The 14,077-nt window shown below is 65.7% G+C and carries 20 protein-coding genes and 1 pseudogene; 13 read left to right on the top strand and 8 right to left on the bottom strand.

The window, feature by feature from the left end; all coding sequences use genetic code 11:
• The first annotated feature begins 24 nt into the window (after positions 1-24).
• A pseudogene (locus tag OHA25_RS37575) lies at positions 25-662 on the top strand (Tn3 family transposase).
• A 141-nt stretch (positions 663-803) separates the two neighbouring features.
• Here OHA25_RS37575 and OHA25_RS37570 read toward each other — a convergent pair.
• The 5 genes from OHA25_RS37570 to OHA25_RS37550 are packed head-to-tail and all read right to left on the bottom strand — an operon-like array spanning position 804 to position 2,964.
• A complete protein-coding gene (locus tag OHA25_RS37570; RefSeq protein ID WP_327581666.1) occupies positions 804-1,601 on the bottom strand; it encodes an alpha/beta fold hydrolase in 798 nt (265 codons plus the stop codon).
• Positions 1,598-1,858 carry an alpha/beta fold hydrolase gene (locus tag OHA25_RS37565; RefSeq protein ID WP_327581665.1) on the bottom strand — a complete coding sequence of 87 codons (261 nt, stop codon included), beginning with the start codon at positions 1,856-1,858 and terminating at the stop codon, positions 1,598-1,600. Before OHA25_RS37565 ends, OHA25_RS37570 begins: the two co-directional genes overlap by 4 nt.
• A 52-nt stretch (positions 1,859-1,910) precedes the next feature.
• On the bottom strand, positions 1,911-2,333 hold the full coding sequence (locus OHA25_RS37560) for an SHOCT-like domain-containing protein (RefSeq protein WP_327581664.1): 423 nt from the start codon (positions 2,331-2,333) through the stop codon (positions 1,911-1,913).
• A gap of 11 nt (positions 2,334-2,344) precedes the next feature.
• A complete protein-coding gene (locus OHA25_RS37555; protein WP_327581663.1) occupies positions 2,345-2,602 on the bottom strand; it encodes a hypothetical protein in 258 nt (85 codons plus the stop codon).
• On the bottom strand, positions 2,602-2,964 hold the full coding sequence (locus OHA25_RS37550; protein WP_138720157.1) for a DUF2089 domain-containing protein: 363 nt from the start codon (positions 2,962-2,964) through the stop codon (positions 2,602-2,604). The genes OHA25_RS37555 and OHA25_RS37550 overlap by 1 nt, the downstream gene beginning before the upstream one ends.
• 167 nt (positions 2,965-3,131) lie before the next feature.
• On the opposite strand from OHA25_RS37550, the gene OHA25_RS37545 reads away from it, so the two are divergent.
• The 4 genes from OHA25_RS37545 (at position 3,132) to OHA25_RS37530 (ending at position 6,431) form a co-directional block, all read left to right on the top strand.
• Positions 3,132-3,800 (top strand): hypothetical protein, encoded by a 669-nt coding sequence (locus tag OHA25_RS37545; protein WP_327581662.1) that lies wholly within the window; start codon positions 3,132-3,134, stop codon positions 3,798-3,800.
• A 20-nt stretch (positions 3,801-3,820) separates the two neighbouring features.
• Positions 3,821-4,171, top strand: coding sequence for a hypothetical protein (locus OHA25_RS37540; RefSeq protein ID WP_327581661.1), 351 nt, complete (start codon positions 3,821-3,823; stop codon positions 4,169-4,171).
• A 448-nt stretch (positions 4,172-4,619) separates the two neighbouring features.
• Entirely contained in the window at positions 4,620-5,939 is a 1,320-nt protein-coding gene (locus OHA25_RS37535; protein ID WP_327581660.1) for an IS630 family transposase, read from the top strand.
• A gap of 84 nt (positions 5,940-6,023) precedes the next feature.
• On the top strand, positions 6,024-6,431 hold the full coding sequence (locus tag OHA25_RS37530; RefSeq protein ID WP_327581659.1) for an ACT domain-containing protein: 408 nt from the start codon (positions 6,024-6,026) through the stop codon (positions 6,429-6,431).
• A gap of 578 nt (positions 6,432-7,009) precedes the next feature.
• On the opposite strand, the gene OHA25_RS37525 is transcribed toward OHA25_RS37530, so the two are convergent.
• Positions 7,010-7,315 carry a DUF1330 domain-containing protein gene (locus OHA25_RS37525; protein WP_327581658.1) on the bottom strand — a complete coding sequence of 102 codons (306 nt, stop codon included), beginning with the start codon at positions 7,313-7,315 and terminating at the stop codon, positions 7,010-7,012.
• 188 nt (positions 7,316-7,503) lie between these two features.
• On the opposite strand from OHA25_RS37525, the gene OHA25_RS37520 reads away from it, so the two are divergent.
• From OHA25_RS37520 to OHA25_RS37495, 6 genes are all read left to right on the top strand, one after another.
• Positions 7,504-8,406, top strand: a complete 903-nt coding sequence (locus OHA25_RS37520; RefSeq protein WP_327581657.1) for a LysR family transcriptional regulator — start codon at positions 7,504-7,506, stop codon at positions 8,404-8,406.
• Positions 8,407-8,713: 307 nt separating this feature from the next.
• Positions 8,714-9,538, top strand: coding sequence for a TetR/AcrR family transcriptional regulator (locus tag OHA25_RS37515; RefSeq protein ID WP_327581656.1), 825 nt, complete (start codon positions 8,714-8,716; stop codon positions 9,536-9,538).
• The gene (locus tag OHA25_RS37510; RefSeq protein ID WP_327581655.1) at positions 9,535-9,777 is read left to right on the top strand and encodes a hypothetical protein; all 243 of its coding nucleotides are present in this window, start codon (positions 9,535-9,537) and stop codon (positions 9,775-9,777) included. Before OHA25_RS37515 ends, OHA25_RS37510 begins: the two co-directional genes overlap by 4 nt.
• A gap of 532 nt (positions 9,778-10,309) precedes the next feature.
• On the top strand, positions 10,310-10,768 hold the full coding sequence (locus OHA25_RS37505) for a hypothetical protein (RefSeq protein ID WP_327581654.1): 459 nt from the start codon (positions 10,310-10,312) through the stop codon (positions 10,766-10,768).
• A gap of 375 nt (positions 10,769-11,143) precedes the next feature.
• Positions 11,144-11,410, top strand: coding sequence for a hypothetical protein (locus OHA25_RS37500; protein ID WP_327581653.1), 267 nt, complete (start codon positions 11,144-11,146; stop codon positions 11,408-11,410).
• Positions 11,411-11,839: 429 nt separating this feature from the next.
• Complete coding sequence (locus OHA25_RS37495; RefSeq protein WP_327581652.1) at positions 11,840-12,352, top strand: hypothetical protein; 513 nt, start codon at positions 11,840-11,842, stop codon at positions 12,350-12,352.
• A 75-nt stretch (positions 12,353-12,427) separates the two neighbouring features.
• On the opposite strand, the gene OHA25_RS37490 is transcribed toward OHA25_RS37495, so the two are convergent.
• The gene (locus OHA25_RS37490) at positions 12,428-12,871 is read right to left on the bottom strand and encodes an ArsR/SmtB family transcription factor (RefSeq protein ID WP_327581651.1); all 444 of its coding nucleotides are present in this window, start codon (positions 12,869-12,871) and stop codon (positions 12,428-12,430) included.
• A gap of 32 nt (positions 12,872-12,903) precedes the next feature.
• Between OHA25_RS37490 and OHA25_RS37485 the strand changes: the two genes are divergently transcribed.
• Both OHA25_RS37485 and OHA25_RS37480 read left to right on the top strand, forming a co-directional pair.
• Positions 12,904-13,230 (top strand): DUF4192 family protein, encoded by a 327-nt coding sequence (locus OHA25_RS37485; protein WP_327581650.1) that lies wholly within the window; start codon positions 12,904-12,906, stop codon positions 13,228-13,230.
• Between the two features lie 59 nt (positions 13,231-13,289).
• A complete protein-coding gene (locus tag OHA25_RS37480) occupies positions 13,290-13,487 on the top strand; it encodes a hypothetical protein (protein WP_327581649.1) in 198 nt (65 codons plus the stop codon).
• An 11-nt stretch (positions 13,488-13,498) separates the two neighbouring features.
• On the opposite strand, the gene OHA25_RS37475 is transcribed toward OHA25_RS37480, so the two are convergent.
• Entirely contained in the window at positions 13,499-14,059 is a 561-nt protein-coding gene (locus OHA25_RS37475) for a hypothetical protein (RefSeq protein WP_327581648.1), read from the bottom strand.
• Between the last annotated feature and the right edge of the window lie 18 nt (positions 14,060-14,077).

The following is a 14,077-nucleotide window of genomic DNA, read 5'->3' as shown; positions in this document are numbered from 1 at the left end:
GCCGGACTGGCCAGCGATAGCGACATGGTGTTCGGGATCTTCTCCATGCGCGGCTACCGGTTCGCGCCCCGCTTCGCCGACCTGGGCTACGAGCGCTTCTGGCGCGCCGACCTGCCCGACGGCACGACGCCGGTATACGGGCCGCTGGAGGCGATCGCCCGCAACAAGATCAACCGGCAGAAGATCACCACGCAGTGGTCGAGCATGACCCGGGTCGCCGGATCGCTGGTGACCAACCAGGTCCGCGCCTACGACCTGCTGCGCATGTTCGCCCGAGGCGGGCGCCCAACCCCGCTGGGGCAGGCGTTCGCCGAGTACGGCCGCATCGACAAGACCCTGCACCTGCTGTCCATCCTGGACCCGATCGACGACACCTACCGCCGCAGGCTCAACAAGCAGCTCACCGTCCGGAGTCCCGGCATCGACTCGCCCGCAAGATCTGCCACGGCGCAAGCGGGCAGATCCGGAAGGCTTATCGGGAGGGCCAGGAGGATCAGCCAGCCGCGTTGGGGCTGGTCGTCAATGCGGTCGCGCTGTGGAATTCGAAGTATCTGTCGGCCGCCGTCGACCAGTTGCGGGCGCAGGGCGTGCCGGTCAAGGATGAGGATGCCGCCCGGCTCAGCCCACTCGGCCACGCCCACCTCAACGTCCTGGGCCGCTAAGCCATCTCCTCCTCCGCACCGGCCGAAGGCCTGCGCCAGCTCGGCGAGATCCCCGACCTGCCCGACGGCGGGGAGACGGTGGAGGGAGAGGGCGTGTAGACCCCTGGCTCCCGTGCGGGATTCACCGTGACGGCGGCGTCTTCAGTTCCCCTCGTGGTCGAGGGCGGCGACCTCGCGTACGGCCTCGGCGATGGCGCGATAGTCCTTACGCAGGATCGAACCGTGGTTGCTAGCGACTTTCGCGCTGATTTGGATATTCGGATTGCGGGCAGTCACCGCAGGGAGGCTGGCGCGTATCCGTTCGTGCCCGCCCTGGCTTCCGAAGGACTCCCCAGAAGCGACCACGTAGCGCGCCGGGACGGTGATGTTGTCCAACACGGGGCCCAGGTCACGCTCGCGGGCGATCTTGCCGACCTCGATGTTGCTGTCGGCCAGCTGGTCGCCGGTCATCCGTGGAGCCATACCGAACGGGCGCAGCAGCTGCATGGGCCACCAGATCCGCTTCCATATCTTGCGCATCCCCGGTTCCATGGACTCGTCGAACCAGTCGTAGGGCTGCGCGCCCTCAACCAAGACCGCGCCCACGGTACGAGCTGGATTCCGGCTGGCCCAGTGCGCCGCGACAAACGCTCCATAGGACCAGCCCACCACCACCGCCCGGGCCACACCCCGGGCTGCGAGGACAGCATCGACATCTCGGATGTTCGTCTCGAACGAATAATCCGCCGAACGCTTCGACTTGCCACGCCCCCGCATGTCGTAGGTGATATGCCGCCACTCCGTCCCCAACTCGGCGAGGACCCGCCGCCATTGCCGCTGAACGGCGGCGTGGCCGTTGAGGTAGATCACGGGGACACCGTCGCCGTCGGTGTCGGTGACGGCTAAGGCCGTATCGTCTATTGGGACCATGCCGGTCCAGGGGGATCGCTTGATGGTCATGGTCTCCCTTTCTCAGAAGTGAATCGGGAACGGTGGCTGGTGCCGGTGGCCAGGTCCCGGACGGCGCCCTCGAATGAATAGTCCGCCGAGCGCTTCGACTTGCCGCGGGCGCGCTCGTGGTAGGTGATGTGCCGGTAGTCGCTGCCGAGGTCAGCGATGACGCGCCGCCAGTGCGACTGGTCGGCATAGGCGCCGTTGAGGTAGACCACCGGATGGCCGGGCCCCGTCGGTGTCGCGCACGTACAGCGCGGTGTCATCGACCGGCACCATGCCGGTCCAGATGGATTGCTGGCTGGTCATGGTTTCCCCTTACTCGCAGAAGACACGCAGGTGGCCATCGGGCGCCTCCATTTCCACGATCGTCTCGTCGAGGTGCTCCACGAGCGCCTCGAGCTGTGCGGGCTTGAGCTGGGTCAGGTCGATCGGAACGCCCGCCTTGACCAGCTCGGCGTTGGCCCGATCCAGCGCCCGCGGCGGGATCAGGGCGGCGAGCTGTACACCGGCTCGCAGCAGTTGCAGCGGCACCCGCACGTTGAGCCGCCCTGACTCACCGTCCTCGAGGAACTCCATCACCAGCCGCAGGTACTTCGCCCTGCCTTTCGGCCGGGGCTCGAGGCGCGAAGCCGCCGGCGACTGGTCTCGTTCGAGCGCGACGAGGAGCCGCTCCGCCTCCTCTGCAGTGATCTTGCCCTCGGCCAGCATGTCGAGGACGTCCTTGCGCTGTTCGTTCATCGAAACCTCTCCTACTGGATGGATACGAGCACCGTCGTACGGCTGTATTCGACGTCGACCCGGGTGCCGGGCAACGCCGAGACGATGCGCCAGCCGGTGCCGAGCGCGCGCACCAAGCTGATGCTGAACACGAGGCAGGCCACGGCCGCACCCAGAACGGCTAGGACCATGACCGGTGAAAGGACGAGCACCACGGGCAGGACCGGCACCCAGATCCGGATGGCACGATGGTCTGGGCGTTTGACCCGTACGGTCACCAACTGCGGCATCACGCGGGCCCTTCCAACTCGGACAGTGCCTGCTGTGCGGTGATCTCGCCGCGGCGCAACCGCTCGATGATGTCGGCCCGCGACGGCGCCGGATCGGTCTCGACGAAGTCAAGCATCTGTGTGATCCGGTTCAGCCGCGCCTTGATCGTCGGATAGCTCACCCCGAAGATGCGTTCCATCTCCTTGATGGAGCCGTGGCACCGTACGAACGCCGTAATGAAGACCTGATCCTCAACGTTGAGCTGAGCCAGTTGCGGTAGCTCGAAGTCGCCCTCGATCGCGACGCTGCTGCCTGCCAGGCGCACCCGCTCGACGACGAAGGGCTGGCCCTGGGTCAGGTTTGTAAGTTCCTGCCAATCCATACCAGAAGATATACCCGACGAACCTTAATTATTTCAAGTTTGATCTTAATTTTCTTAAGTTAAGCCCGTTTGATCTGGACCAAATCGCGTGAGGGTTGACAACTACGGACGGAGGGGTCGGTGGGCGGCTGCGCGGACGGCGACTTCTACGTCTCGCTGGTCGCCACATGCTCGGCGTCGACCTGGATGCCGAACTGCACGCCCTCACCCAGGTCCTCACCGCCGCCGGATATGAGGTGGCCGCCGATTCCGACCACAACATCGCCTGCAGCGTCATCGCCCGCCTCGCCCCCGCGGGGTCCGGCCTGTCGGGATTAGATGGTTTCCCGACAGGGTGTTCACTGACATCCGAGAAGCGGACATCAATGGCGATCCTTGGACGTCGCAGCGCCCAGATGTCGGCAACGTACTCCCACATCAGCGACCCGGTCCTCAAAGAGCAGTACGAGAAGGTCATCGCCGCCGGCGGTCAGCTCGGCGGACCCGCCGCCGAGGCGATGCTGGCCAATCAACTCGACCAGGACACTCTCGACTGGCTGAAGACCAACTTCTTCAAGACCGAGCTTGAACTCGGCCACTGCCTGCGCACACCCGCAGAAGGCCCCTGCGAATGCGACCTCTACCTGCGCTGCTCGAAGTTCTTCACCACCAGTGAGTACGCGCCGCGGCTGCGGGCACGGTTGGTCCGCGAGCAGGAGCTGATCGAGGACGCCGTCGAACGTGGCCGGCCTCGCGAGATCGAGCGACACACCGCGATCTCCCGTCGCATCTGGGACCTCCTCAACGAGCTCGGCGAGCCAGCCGAAGACAGCCCCGACCCCAGCGACTGTCGGTGACCAGGAGTAGAACCCTGGTCATGACTGAGACGGGCATGTGGCCTGGACAAGTGTGGCAACTGGTTCGCGGCGAGATCCCCATCGGGGAGATCCATGTCACCGATGCTGACTTCCCCTGGCTCACTGGGCGCTTCGTCGCCCGAGACGGGTTCCAACACGTCCGGCACCTCTTCGAGGAAGAGCTCACCCTCATGGACCGCGAGGGCGAGCTCGACATCGAGACGTGGGAATCGATCTACCAGCAGATCACCGACACGCTCGCCCTCGTCAAAGCTGACGGCACCCCGGTTGCCGAGTTCCTGCTTCACATCAAGGACGGCGACGCGTGGTTCCGATGGAGCGACGAACCCTTCGACGGTGTCAATGCGTGACCAGACGCCCAGGGCAGAGCCATAACGGTTCAGCAAAGTGTCCAGATAAGGCGTCCTACGGCGAGATCCAGCTGCGCACGGACCGGCGCCTCGACCTCACCGACCTGCCGACCGCGTAGCGGGCCGGACCCGGAGTCAGGACCGGCTGCGGGTCCATTGGGCGCCCCTGACGGTCTGATGGACGTGGTGGGCGTGGTGGAGGGGCAGCGTGCAGTACCCGTAGTCCCCGAGGGGATGGTCGGATGGGGCTCTCCGCACGTCCGCAGCACGCCGATGTCTTCCTCGTCGTCAAAGAAGCCGGCGTCATAGAAGCCCTCCTCCTCACGGTTGGCCAGGCATTCGGCGAGGATGTCGCGGGAGCCCTTCGAGGCCAGTTCGCCGATCAGGGCGTCCTTGCCCTAGTGTCATGCGCCTGAAATTCCTCGGATAAGTTCATATGCTGCTGCTTATGGCGCATCGAGGACCGGCCGCGGTGGAGATTCATCTGACCGAAGCTGAGCGGGCTCGGTTGATCGGCATGTCCGCGGAGCCGTCACGGTTGGCGATCCGGGCGAAGATCGTGCTGGCCTGCGCGGAGCCGGGATCCAGTAACGCGCAGGTGTCGCGGGAGTTGGGCATCGCCGTGGGCACGGTGCGCAAATGGCGTGCGGCCTTTGCCCGGGGCGGGTTGGATGCCTTGATGGATGAGGTCCGCACCGGGCGGCCCAAGGCGGAGTTGACGGTCACCGACACCGAGCGGGCGGTGTTGCAGCGGTGGGCGCGAAGGAGCAAGTCCGCGCAGGTCCTGGCGATGCGCTCGAAGATCGTGCTGGGCTGTGCGGACGGCAAGGACAACCAGCAGATCGCCGCTGAGCTGCGGGTGCACCCGGACACGGTGTCCAAATGGCGTCATCGGTTCCTGCGGTTACGGCTGGACGGGCTGATCGACGAGCAGCGTCCAGGCCGGCCGCCCTCGATCACCTTGGACCAGGTCGAAGAGGTGGTGGTGGCGACCCTGGAAGAGACGCCGAAGAACGCCACGCACTGGTCGCGGGCCTCGATGGCCAAGCGCAGCGGGCTGAGCAAGTCGACGATCGGGCGGATCTGGCGGGACTTCGGGCTCAAGCCGCACCAGGCCGACACCTTCAAGCTGTCGACGGATCCGCTGTTTGTGGAGAAGGTCGTCGATGTGGTCGGGCTGTATCACGACCCGCCCGAACGTGCAGTGGTGTTGTGCGTGGATGAGAAATCGCAGATCCAGGCCCTGGACCGGTCTCAGCCGGTGCTGCCCATGATGCCGGGCATGCCCGAGCGGCGCACCCACGACTACGTCCGCAACGGGATCACCAGCCTGTTCGCCGCCTTCAACATCGCCGACGGCAGCGTCATCGGCGAGTTGCACCGTCAGCACCGCGCCGCCGAGTTCAAGAAGTTCCTGACCACGATCGACCAGACGGTGCCGGCCGAACTCGACGTCCACCTGATCTGCGACAACGGCACCCACAAGACCCCGGCAATCAAGGCGTGGCTGGCCCGCCACCCTCGCTTCCATATGCACTTCACCCCGACCGGCTCTTCCTGGATCAACCAGGTCGAGCGCTGGTTCGGCTACCTGACCGACCAGCTGATCCGCCGCGGAGTCCACAAGAGCGTCCAAGCATTGGAGAAGGACATCCGCGGCTGGATGGATCAGTGGAACGACGACCCCAAGCCGTTCGTCTGGACCAAGACCGCCGAAGAGATCCTCGAATCCCTCGCTAAATATTGCCGACGAATTTCAGGCGCATGACACTAGTGCCGTGACCAGAAACGTTCGCCGGGTGCCACTGGCCGAGCAAGCGTGGGTCGCAGGATCTCTGGTAAGCATGCGTCCATGAACTCGCCCACGGCTCAACACCTGCGCATCGTTTCCCCAGTGTTCGCCATCGAACAACTGCCGCATCCGGCGTCGCCCGGGGACGACTGGGTCGTGCTTGTCCGCGGGCCAGAAGGGCTGACCGTTGTCCGTGCGGCCCGGCCTCTGGAGTCAGGGGAACGGTGGATCGGTTTCTACAGTGGGGCCACAGCCCACGGCCTGGACATTCCCGGAATGCTGGCGGCGATCGTCAAGCCGCTGGCAGAGGCGGCGATACCGGTGTTCGTCGCCTCGACCTCCGACGCCGACCTGGTTCTGGTTCCCCAGCAGAGAGAGCAGCAGGCCGTCATCGCTCTGGAGGAAGCAGGACACCAGGTGGAAAGCGGGGACGGTCAGGCCGGTGAACCTTTCTGGTCACAGCACTAGCCGTCGTTCTCGAAGGAGTCGTTGAACTGGATGGTGGGCTCTACCACCCATGCAGATTCTTGTAGGGGCCGATCCACACCCGCACCCTGGGCAGGTCGGCGCGGGTGCTGGCCCACCGCACCACGCCGTCGCCGGCTCCAGTGCGCCATCCTGGCGCAGCCAGGCGCGCCCCTGGGCTACTTCAACAACAGAAGAACCGCAGATCGAAACCCCTCGAAAGAGGTCTTGACCTGCGGTTCTTCAAACTCTGAGTAGCCCCGACGGGGCACACGGCAGATGGATGCGGGATGCGCCCCTGGTCATCGAAGCCTTGTGTTCGCTGGACCGATCTGTCGTGTGAGAAGCGGTTCGCGGTTCGCTTCGGGTGAGGGTGAGTTTCGTCGACGAGGTTAGCGAGACAGTCCAGCTGCCCCGGACGTGGCGTCGCTTCTTCGATCCGCCCGACAGGGATCAGGTCGTCGAGGACGTCGGCGACGAACTGGGACGCGGGGCATGGCTTCGAACTCGTCTCGTGAGTCGTCGTTCAGCACCGTGTACGTATCAGGTGACGGATGCTCAGCGATGGCTGGGCCCGCCGGTCAGTCGATGCCTTCGATGATGCGGAAGTCGCGCTCGAAGCCGTCGGGGAGGGCCACCAGCGCCTTCTGGTATGCCTCGCTCTCGTATGCCGCGACGGCCTGTTCAAAGCTGTCGAACTCGATCAGAACGACGCGTTGCGTGATTCCGGCCTCGTGGGCGACGACTCGACCGCCACGGGACGGGATCCGGGACAGGACGCGCCCGCCCCCAGCCTGGACAGCCGGACCGGCCAGCTTGTCGTAGGCAGTCAGCCTCTCAAGGTCGGAAATGGCGGGGTAGACACTGACCCAGTAGCCCTTAGCCATGGAAACCTCCTGTGTTGGGCCGGACACGTCCGACTGCGAATTGACACTCAGATCGATCGATCCCGGCGACGGGTACTGCGGTCAGTTGAATCGTCATATGCGCAGGTTAGGGCTTGATGTGCGGTCGAGGGAAAGACCGGTGCGGGATAGACTCAGAACGGATCGTTATCAATCGGCAGGGAGGGCACGTGGCGCCGGATACGGTGAGCCTGCGGTACTTCCTGGTGCTGGCGCAGGAGTTGAACTTCACTCGCGCGGCCGCACGGATCGGTATCGCACAGCCCGCACTCAGCGCCCGGATGCGCCGATTGGAGGCGGAACTCGGTACGGCCCTGCTGGTCCGCAACACGCGTAGCGTCGTATTGACCACGGCCGGTGCGGCTTTGGCGGAGTCCGCGCCGCCCGCGCTGGCGGCGCTGGACCGGGCATGGGACACCGCCCGGAGCGCGGCGGCCGGTGAACTGGGCACGCTGCGCATCGGATACAGCCTCAGCGCCGGGGCCGAGACGGCACCGGCCCTGGTGGACAGGCTGATTCGCGGCAACAGCGGACTCGAGGTCAGCGCGGTCCCGATGGCGACACCGGAGATCTCCCCCGCGGTCGCCGACGGCCGCATCGATGCCGGGATCACCCGCGGTGAACAGCCGGGCCGTGGCGTGCGCCGGTTCCTGCTGCGGCGTATGCGCGTCGGGGTCCAGCTGGCGCAGCACCATCCGCTGGCCGAATACCCGGAGATCGAGATCGCCGACGCGGCCGCGTATCCGCTGCGACTCCCGGACCGTGCGGCCAACCCCGTGATCCACGATCAGCTGTCCGCACTGTTCCGAGACACCCGACCACACCCCCGATTCCACACGCCCGCAGTCTCTTTCGACATGTCTCAGCGCGACCTGCGCGACGGGGTCACCCTCGCCCCGGCCGGAGAAGCCGCGGTCACGGCACAACCGGCCGGTCTCACCTGGCGACCGCTGCGGGGCGCGCCCAGCCTGACGATCCACCTGGTCCTCCCACGCGAGCAGTCGCCGCTACACCGCCGCATCCGTGCCGTCGCCAAAACCCTGGCGCACGAGCTGCACTGGCTGCCGGACTGACGCGCAAGAGGTCAAGCGAGACGGACGCCTGCGGTGGCGAGGCCGAAGACCTTGCGCCCGGCGGACTTCGCGGTGATGACGACGGCGGTCTTGCTGAATGTCCGACACGACCTCGCTACGCCGGCGGATCAGCATCCGATGATGGCCCCGGGTCCGGTCCGAGTCGTACACCGCGGCGACGTCCTCGCCCAGCCCGAGATCTCAGCGGATACCGCGCCTTCGCCGACGCCGAACCGGACAACGTCTGCCATCTGTGCTATTAATAAACCGGCATCCGGTTTGCTAATGGAAGGCATGAGGAGAAGCGGTGGCCCGGACAGTTGATCAGGCCGCGCACGCCGGACGGCGAGCGCAGTTCCTGGACGCGGCGCAGTACCTGCTGCGCACCAAGGGATACGAGCGGATGAGCGTGCACGACGTCTGGTCGGCGGTGGGCGCCTCCAAGGGCGCCTTCTATCACTACTTCGACTCCAAGCAGGCCCTCGTCGAAGCGGTGATGGAGCGCATGGCCGACCAGATCGCCGCCGCCCTGGCACCGGTGGCCGCCGATCCGCACGCCCCCGCACCGAAGAAGCTGCAGGCCTTCTTCACCGGGCTGGGCCGCTGGAAGGACCAGCGGCGCGACCTGCTCGTCGCGCTGCTGGAGGTCTGGCAGTCCGACGACAACGCGGTCGTCCGGCAGAAGCTGCGCCCGGGCATCGCCGACCGGCTCGCACCACTGCTGGCCGCCATCCTCGAGCAGGGCGTACGCGAGGCCGTGCTGACGGTCACGCATCCGCAAGCGACCGGCCGCATGCTCATCGCGCTGCTGCAGGACCTCAACGACCGGCTGGCCGAGATGATCCTGTCCTTCGACGCCACCGGCCAACCGGATCTGCCGGCCGCCCTGGACACGGTCGCCGCCCACACGCGGGCCCTGGAACGCATCCTCGGCCTGCCCGAGCAGTCGATCCTGCTGGTCGAGCCCGCCGTGCTGCGGCCCTGGTTCACCACCGACGACAGCATCACCGACAGCACCGGCAGCGGATCGCCGCCTACTACGCGCGCGGGCAACGCCTCATCGGCCTCTACGACACCCTCACGCTGCTCTGCGTCGCAGCCATCATCGCCCTGCAGTTCGCCTCCGGGATGAGCGCGCCGAGCTTCGCCGCCGGACTGGTCGCCGGCATGAACCTCATCCAGATCTTCATCCACCGCTTCAACGAGCCGCTGCCAGAGGACAAACGACCGCCTGCGCCGTCGCCACCGAACATGACCCTGTCGTACGCCATCCAGGCCAACCCCGCTCTCGGCTGGCGCGAGATCATCATCATGGCCGGGCTGTCGGTGTGGGCGCTCTACGCCATCATCACCGAAATCCTGCTCGGCTAAGACCTCGCGAACAGCTCCCGTTGCGCGGCTGCAGGCCGCCGGCGGACTGTTGGCGGCCTGCTTTTCTTGTCATCCAGCCTGTGGACTGACTATTACCGCAGCTACCCCGCCGACGGCCTTCAACTACTCGGTCTTACAACATGAGAACGCTTCGGCCCTGCGCTGGGGTGACCGGTGACGCCAGCGCGGTATCGCCTGTACGTATTCGTATCCTGGATACGCAAGACGTCGAACGTTTACTGGATATCATCCCGCCCTTGCGCCTTATAACGTCGGCCGTGTCATGTCAGATAAGGCCGTCGACACGTGTAAGGGGGAATTCGACAGGGAAGTCGCCGCGCCAGGGCTGCTCGCGGTAAAGGAAACCTTGCCCTTGCCTGCGATGACTTGTCTCGTGGCGCAGAACAAGTGAGTTCACTCGCTCCCGATCAGGCGAACTCGTATCACATTCGCACAGCTACTCGGAGAGAAAGAGAGAGCGTCAATGATCCGGCACAACAGGCGACACGCTTTATATGCGAGCGTCACAACCATGCTTCTCGTCGTGGTTACGCTGGTGGTTCCGACGGCTGCTACGGCGGCATCGTACGACCCGGGCGAAAACTGCGTCTTCCTCGTCCATCGCGCCGAGCCCGACAAGGACACTCCGCCAACGAGCAAAGTGTGCGGCGACGAAGCGACGCTGAAAGCGGCAAGCGCCGCACGTTCGTGGCTGGCAAGGATCTACGAGCACGCCTCGTGGGGGGGAAGCTGGGCGGACATCTACGGCGACGACGGCCCGTGCGACCGAGAGGGATACACAATCAACCTCTACAATCTGTCGACCTGGGCCTATCGTATTAGCTCCTACCGCCTCTATGGCGGATGCTACTGGTCCTACTACACCAACCTTCTGGGCAACAACACGAGCTACGGGCACATCGGCGACGTTCAATACGTGGGCGACTACTACAACGACGGGATCTCGATCATGAAGGTCTGGGCGCGGTAAACGCCACCGAGGATTCGTGGCGTACGGAATCACCGTTCTCGTGACGTCACTACCTCCACCGTCCGCGGTTTCATCCACCTGGATACGGCGACCGAACGAAGCCCAGTCCGGTCGCCGTGCCACATTTCTCCAGCAGGCCAGCCTCGGCCGCTATGTGCGCTTGGGCGAGGAGACCTCCGCGCGCATCACCGCCGAAGCAGACCCGCCTAACGCCGCCGCGCCCGCTGATGCTGGACCACCCACTGTCACAGAGGATGTCGCGTCTACCGCCGAACCCCGCTGAGCTGCGGCTACAGCGACCCGCGCACCCCGCGCGAACTCGGGCTGGGCGTCATCTGGCGGCGGGACGCCTGCAGCCGGCACCACAACGCCCCGGTGCCCCGCCGCGTCGCTCACCAGATGGCCACCATCGTGGCCGCGCTGGCGCGGTACTGGCTGGACCGCCCCGACCTCGGCCAGCTTCGCCGCGCCGCCGCCTGCCGCGCCAGCCGCCGTCATCGCTTGCTGGCCCGCCAGCACACGGCCATCACCCAGCACGAGGCCGTCCTGGCCGAGCTACGCCTGCGGGTGGCCCGCATGCAGCAGCTGCTGCGTGACAGCGAACACGTCCCGGTTGACACCACGGTGCCGGACGCCGGCTGACCCGCCCCTTCACGCAGGGCCGCTCTCCGGAACAGGAGGACGCCGATGGTGCAGCTGCCGATCGTCGGGCCTCGACGGCGGGGCCGACTTCGTGGAGGCCACACTAGAGCTTCCGCGCGACCCTATCGCCCTGCGCTACCTGCGCCAAGGCACGGTGATGATGGCCCAGACCGGCCACGAAATGGCCCAACACCAAACGCTAGGAGGTGCTGTTCCCGCGCCTGGCGGCCGCGGAGTGCGTACCATCCAAGTCGCGCCGCGGCCTGCTCAAGGGCGGGGCTTCGCCGCGAGTCGCCCCGCGCCCGCAGCAGCGATTGCCTGACGCGAGGCCGAGTTGTCGGACGAACAGCGGGCGCAGTGGCCGGGCCGCGTTGGACGAGTCGCGTCGGTCGGCGGAGTCTCTGAGCTGGGATATTCGACTGTCGCCGAATGATCTGGACCGTCCCACAATCCCTGAATCATGCTCTTGGCGACATCAGCGGTGAAGGAGCAGAGATGGTTCGACAGATCCTCCAGATGGGCATCGGGGTTGCCTTAGTGGCCACTGGCCTTACGGCGACGACGCATCCTGCACATGCGATTACGTGCGATAGCGCTGAAGTGGGTTGGTACTACAACATCAGGTCCATCAGTCCAACCCTGGTCAACGAGGGCGGAAGCCGGCAGGTCACGCTGAAGCTCATGAACGAGCGGGTGTCGGACTGGAGCCATGCGCGGCTGGGTGGGCAGACGCGGCCGGGCGACAAGGCATGGGTGGAGAGGTCGAGCAGCTCGTCCGGTCCCTGGACGCAGTGCCCGAAACAGGACGTCACCTACAGCGGACAGGAGATTTGGACCACGGAGGCGAACAACGTCGGTTACTACATGCGGGCCTGCCTGCAGTACCCCGTCTACGGGTACTGGTCGACGCTGTGCACCGATTCTTACTACGACAGTGACTGATGCATCCACCGCGCGGGCTGGGGCAGCTCCTGTCGGCGCTCACGGAATTGCGTGAGCGCCCACATTCCACGGCGGCTACCCGCTGGTGTCCAGCATAGCTAGGCCGAGTTCGGGCAATAGGTGCAGCATTCGGTTCCGGTCCCGATGGCTCGCGACCAGACCTGCCTGCCGCAGGACGGTTGTGTGCTCGCTGGCCGAAGCCGCGGAGATGCCCAGATGGCGGGCCAGCTCGGTGGTGCTTGTGGCGTCTCGTGTGCCGATCGCGTTCAGTACCGCGGCCCGGGTCGGCCCGATCAGCGCTCCCAGGGCGGCGCGCGCCCTCGATGCGCTTACTGGCAAGGCATCCGGGCCGTGCTCGACAGGGTAGATCAGCACAGGTGGCAGGTCAGGGTCGAACATGGTCAGCGGTCCGCCGACGCAGAAGTACGTCGGGATGAGCAGCAAGCCTCGTCCGCGAAGGTACAACTCCTGCTGACGGTGGCCTGGGATGCGGAGTTCACCGGCCGACCAGGTCATCATCGGGCGCAGGCTGCCCAGCAGCCTGGCTGGCCGTGCAAGCCGAGCCGGCCGCCATGACGACGATGCTGCTCGACGTGGCCAGGCGCACCCAGCCCGCATTCCTAGCCCCGGTCGGCTCCCTTCGGGCCTTGGCCGCCTGGTGCCAAGGCGAGCTCGACGTCGCCAACCGTGCTGTCGCTGAGGTCCTGGCGGTCAGTCCCTTCTACTCGATGGCGCAGCTGCTGAAACTGGCGCTGCACGTCGGCGCGCATCCCGAGACGCTTCGAGTGCGCCTACCTATGCCGGCCGAGCTGGATCTCTTCATGGGGCCGCCCCGACAGGGCCCGGAACTCCTAAAGCTACGGCGAGCCGCAAAGTAGCGGTGAGCTATCTTTCGGGTTCGTCGCGCAGTGGTTGCAAGTAGGTCAATCCCGGTGAAATGGGCGACCTTTTCCTTGATCGTGAGCCATGTCCTGGTGGTGGTCTCGGTCTGGGAGTGGTGGGGATGCGCGCGGAGTGGGAACCGGATGAGCTGATCGGTTCGTGGACGCTGGTCGAGGGTGATTGGAAGCTGATCCGTAACACGGGTGCCAAACTGGCGGTTCCGGAATACGGCAGAAACGGGCCGCAGTACTAGATAGCCGCTGGTCAGAGTTGCTTAGCTCTCTGCCATCGTCGCCGAAAGTGTCCAGGGGCGGAGATGTGGAATGTGAGCGCCTCGGTGGACCCTTGCCGGGCATTGAACTGGTGAGGGGAGCTGCGGTACTCGCCGGACTCCACGTGCACGTTGTGGGCACCTGGCTCGACGTAGAACGTGCAGGTGCCGCCTGGACCGATCTCGCCGAGGCGTGGCCACTCTGCGTCGAGGATGACCTCGACGGTCTGACGGCTCAGATTCTGGACCTGGAGACACGCCTTTGTCGGGTCCGGACAGATCGGGAAGTGGTTCTTCGGGACAGGGTCTGGCTGAAGGATCAACGGGATGCGCTTGGAGGGCGCCTCAGGAGCGGGCGGTTCTAGGGGTTGAGGAGGTGGGAGGCCAATCCATATCGTGAGCAGCACAGATATCGTCACGCCGAGGATCGCAATACCGAGAGCTGGCCAGTTCCACTGACCGTCTTGCAGGACCTGGTTGACCGCGACGCCCGCCACCACCGCAGTCGCGATGCCCGCAACCACCTGTAAAAGCGCTCGCTGTCCTGCCCCCACGCCGATCGCCCCCTTGGT

Origin of the sequence: Nonomuraea sp. NBC_00507, assembly GCF_036013525.1 — a bacterium.
Lineage (GTDB): Bacteria > Actinomycetota > Actinomycetes > Streptosporangiales > Streptosporangiaceae > Nonomuraea.
Note: the sequence above shows the minus strand (reverse complement) of the source record. Positions and strands in the feature narration are given on the sequence as shown.

Bases quoted from the DNA above. Each gene is read 5' to 3' on its own strand.
- OHA25_RS37570 (WP_327581666.1), bottom strand. From the start codon at position 1,601: ATGACCATCAAGCGATCCCCCTGGACCGGCATGGTCCCAATAGACGAT.
- OHA25_RS37565 (WP_327581665.1), bottom strand. From the start codon at position 1,858: ATGACACCGCGCTGTACGTGCGCGACACCGACGGGGCCCGGCCATCCG.
- OHA25_RS37560 (WP_327581664.1), bottom strand. From the start codon at position 2,333: ATGAACGAACAGCGCAAGGACGTCCTCGACATGCTGGCCGAGGGCAAG.
- OHA25_RS37555 (WP_327581663.1), bottom strand. From the start codon at position 2,602: ATGCCGCAGTTGGTGACCGTACGGGTCAAACGCCCAGACCATCGTGCC.
- OHA25_RS37550 (WP_138720157.1), bottom strand. From the start codon at position 2,964: ATGGATTGGCAGGAACTTACAAACCTGACCCAGGGCCAGCCCTTCGTC.
- OHA25_RS37545 (WP_327581662.1), top strand. From the start codon at position 3,132: ATGCTCGGCGTCGACCTGGATGCCGAACTGCACGCCCTCACCCAGGTC.
- OHA25_RS37540 (WP_327581661.1), top strand. From the start codon at position 3,821: ATGACTGAGACGGGCATGTGGCCTGGACAAGTGTGGCAACTGGTTCGC.
- OHA25_RS37535 (WP_327581660.1), top strand. From the start codon at position 4,620: ATGGCGCATCGAGGACCGGCCGCGGTGGAGATTCATCTGACCGAAGCT.
- OHA25_RS37530 (WP_327581659.1), top strand. From the start codon at position 6,024: ATGAACTCGCCCACGGCTCAACACCTGCGCATCGTTTCCCCAGTGTTC.
- OHA25_RS37525 (WP_327581658.1), bottom strand. From the start codon at position 7,315: ATGGCTAAGGGCTACTGGGTCAGTGTCTACCCCGCCATTTCCGACCTT.
- OHA25_RS37510 (WP_327581655.1), top strand. From the start codon at position 9,535: ATGAGCGCGCCGAGCTTCGCCGCCGGACTGGTCGCCGGCATGAACCTC.
- OHA25_RS37505 (WP_327581654.1), top strand. From the start codon at position 10,310: ATGCTTCTCGTCGTGGTTACGCTGGTGGTTCCGACGGCTGCTACGGCG.
- OHA25_RS37495 (WP_327581652.1), top strand. From the start codon at position 11,840: ATGATCTGGACCGTCCCACAATCCCTGAATCATGCTCTTGGCGACATC.
- OHA25_RS37490 (WP_327581651.1), bottom strand. From the start codon at position 12,871: ATGATGACCTGGTCGGCCGGTGAACTCCGCATCCCAGGCCACCGTCAG.
- OHA25_RS37480 (WP_327581649.1), top strand. From the start codon at position 13,290: ATGGGCGACCTTTTCCTTGATCGTGAGCCATGTCCTGGTGGTGGTCTC.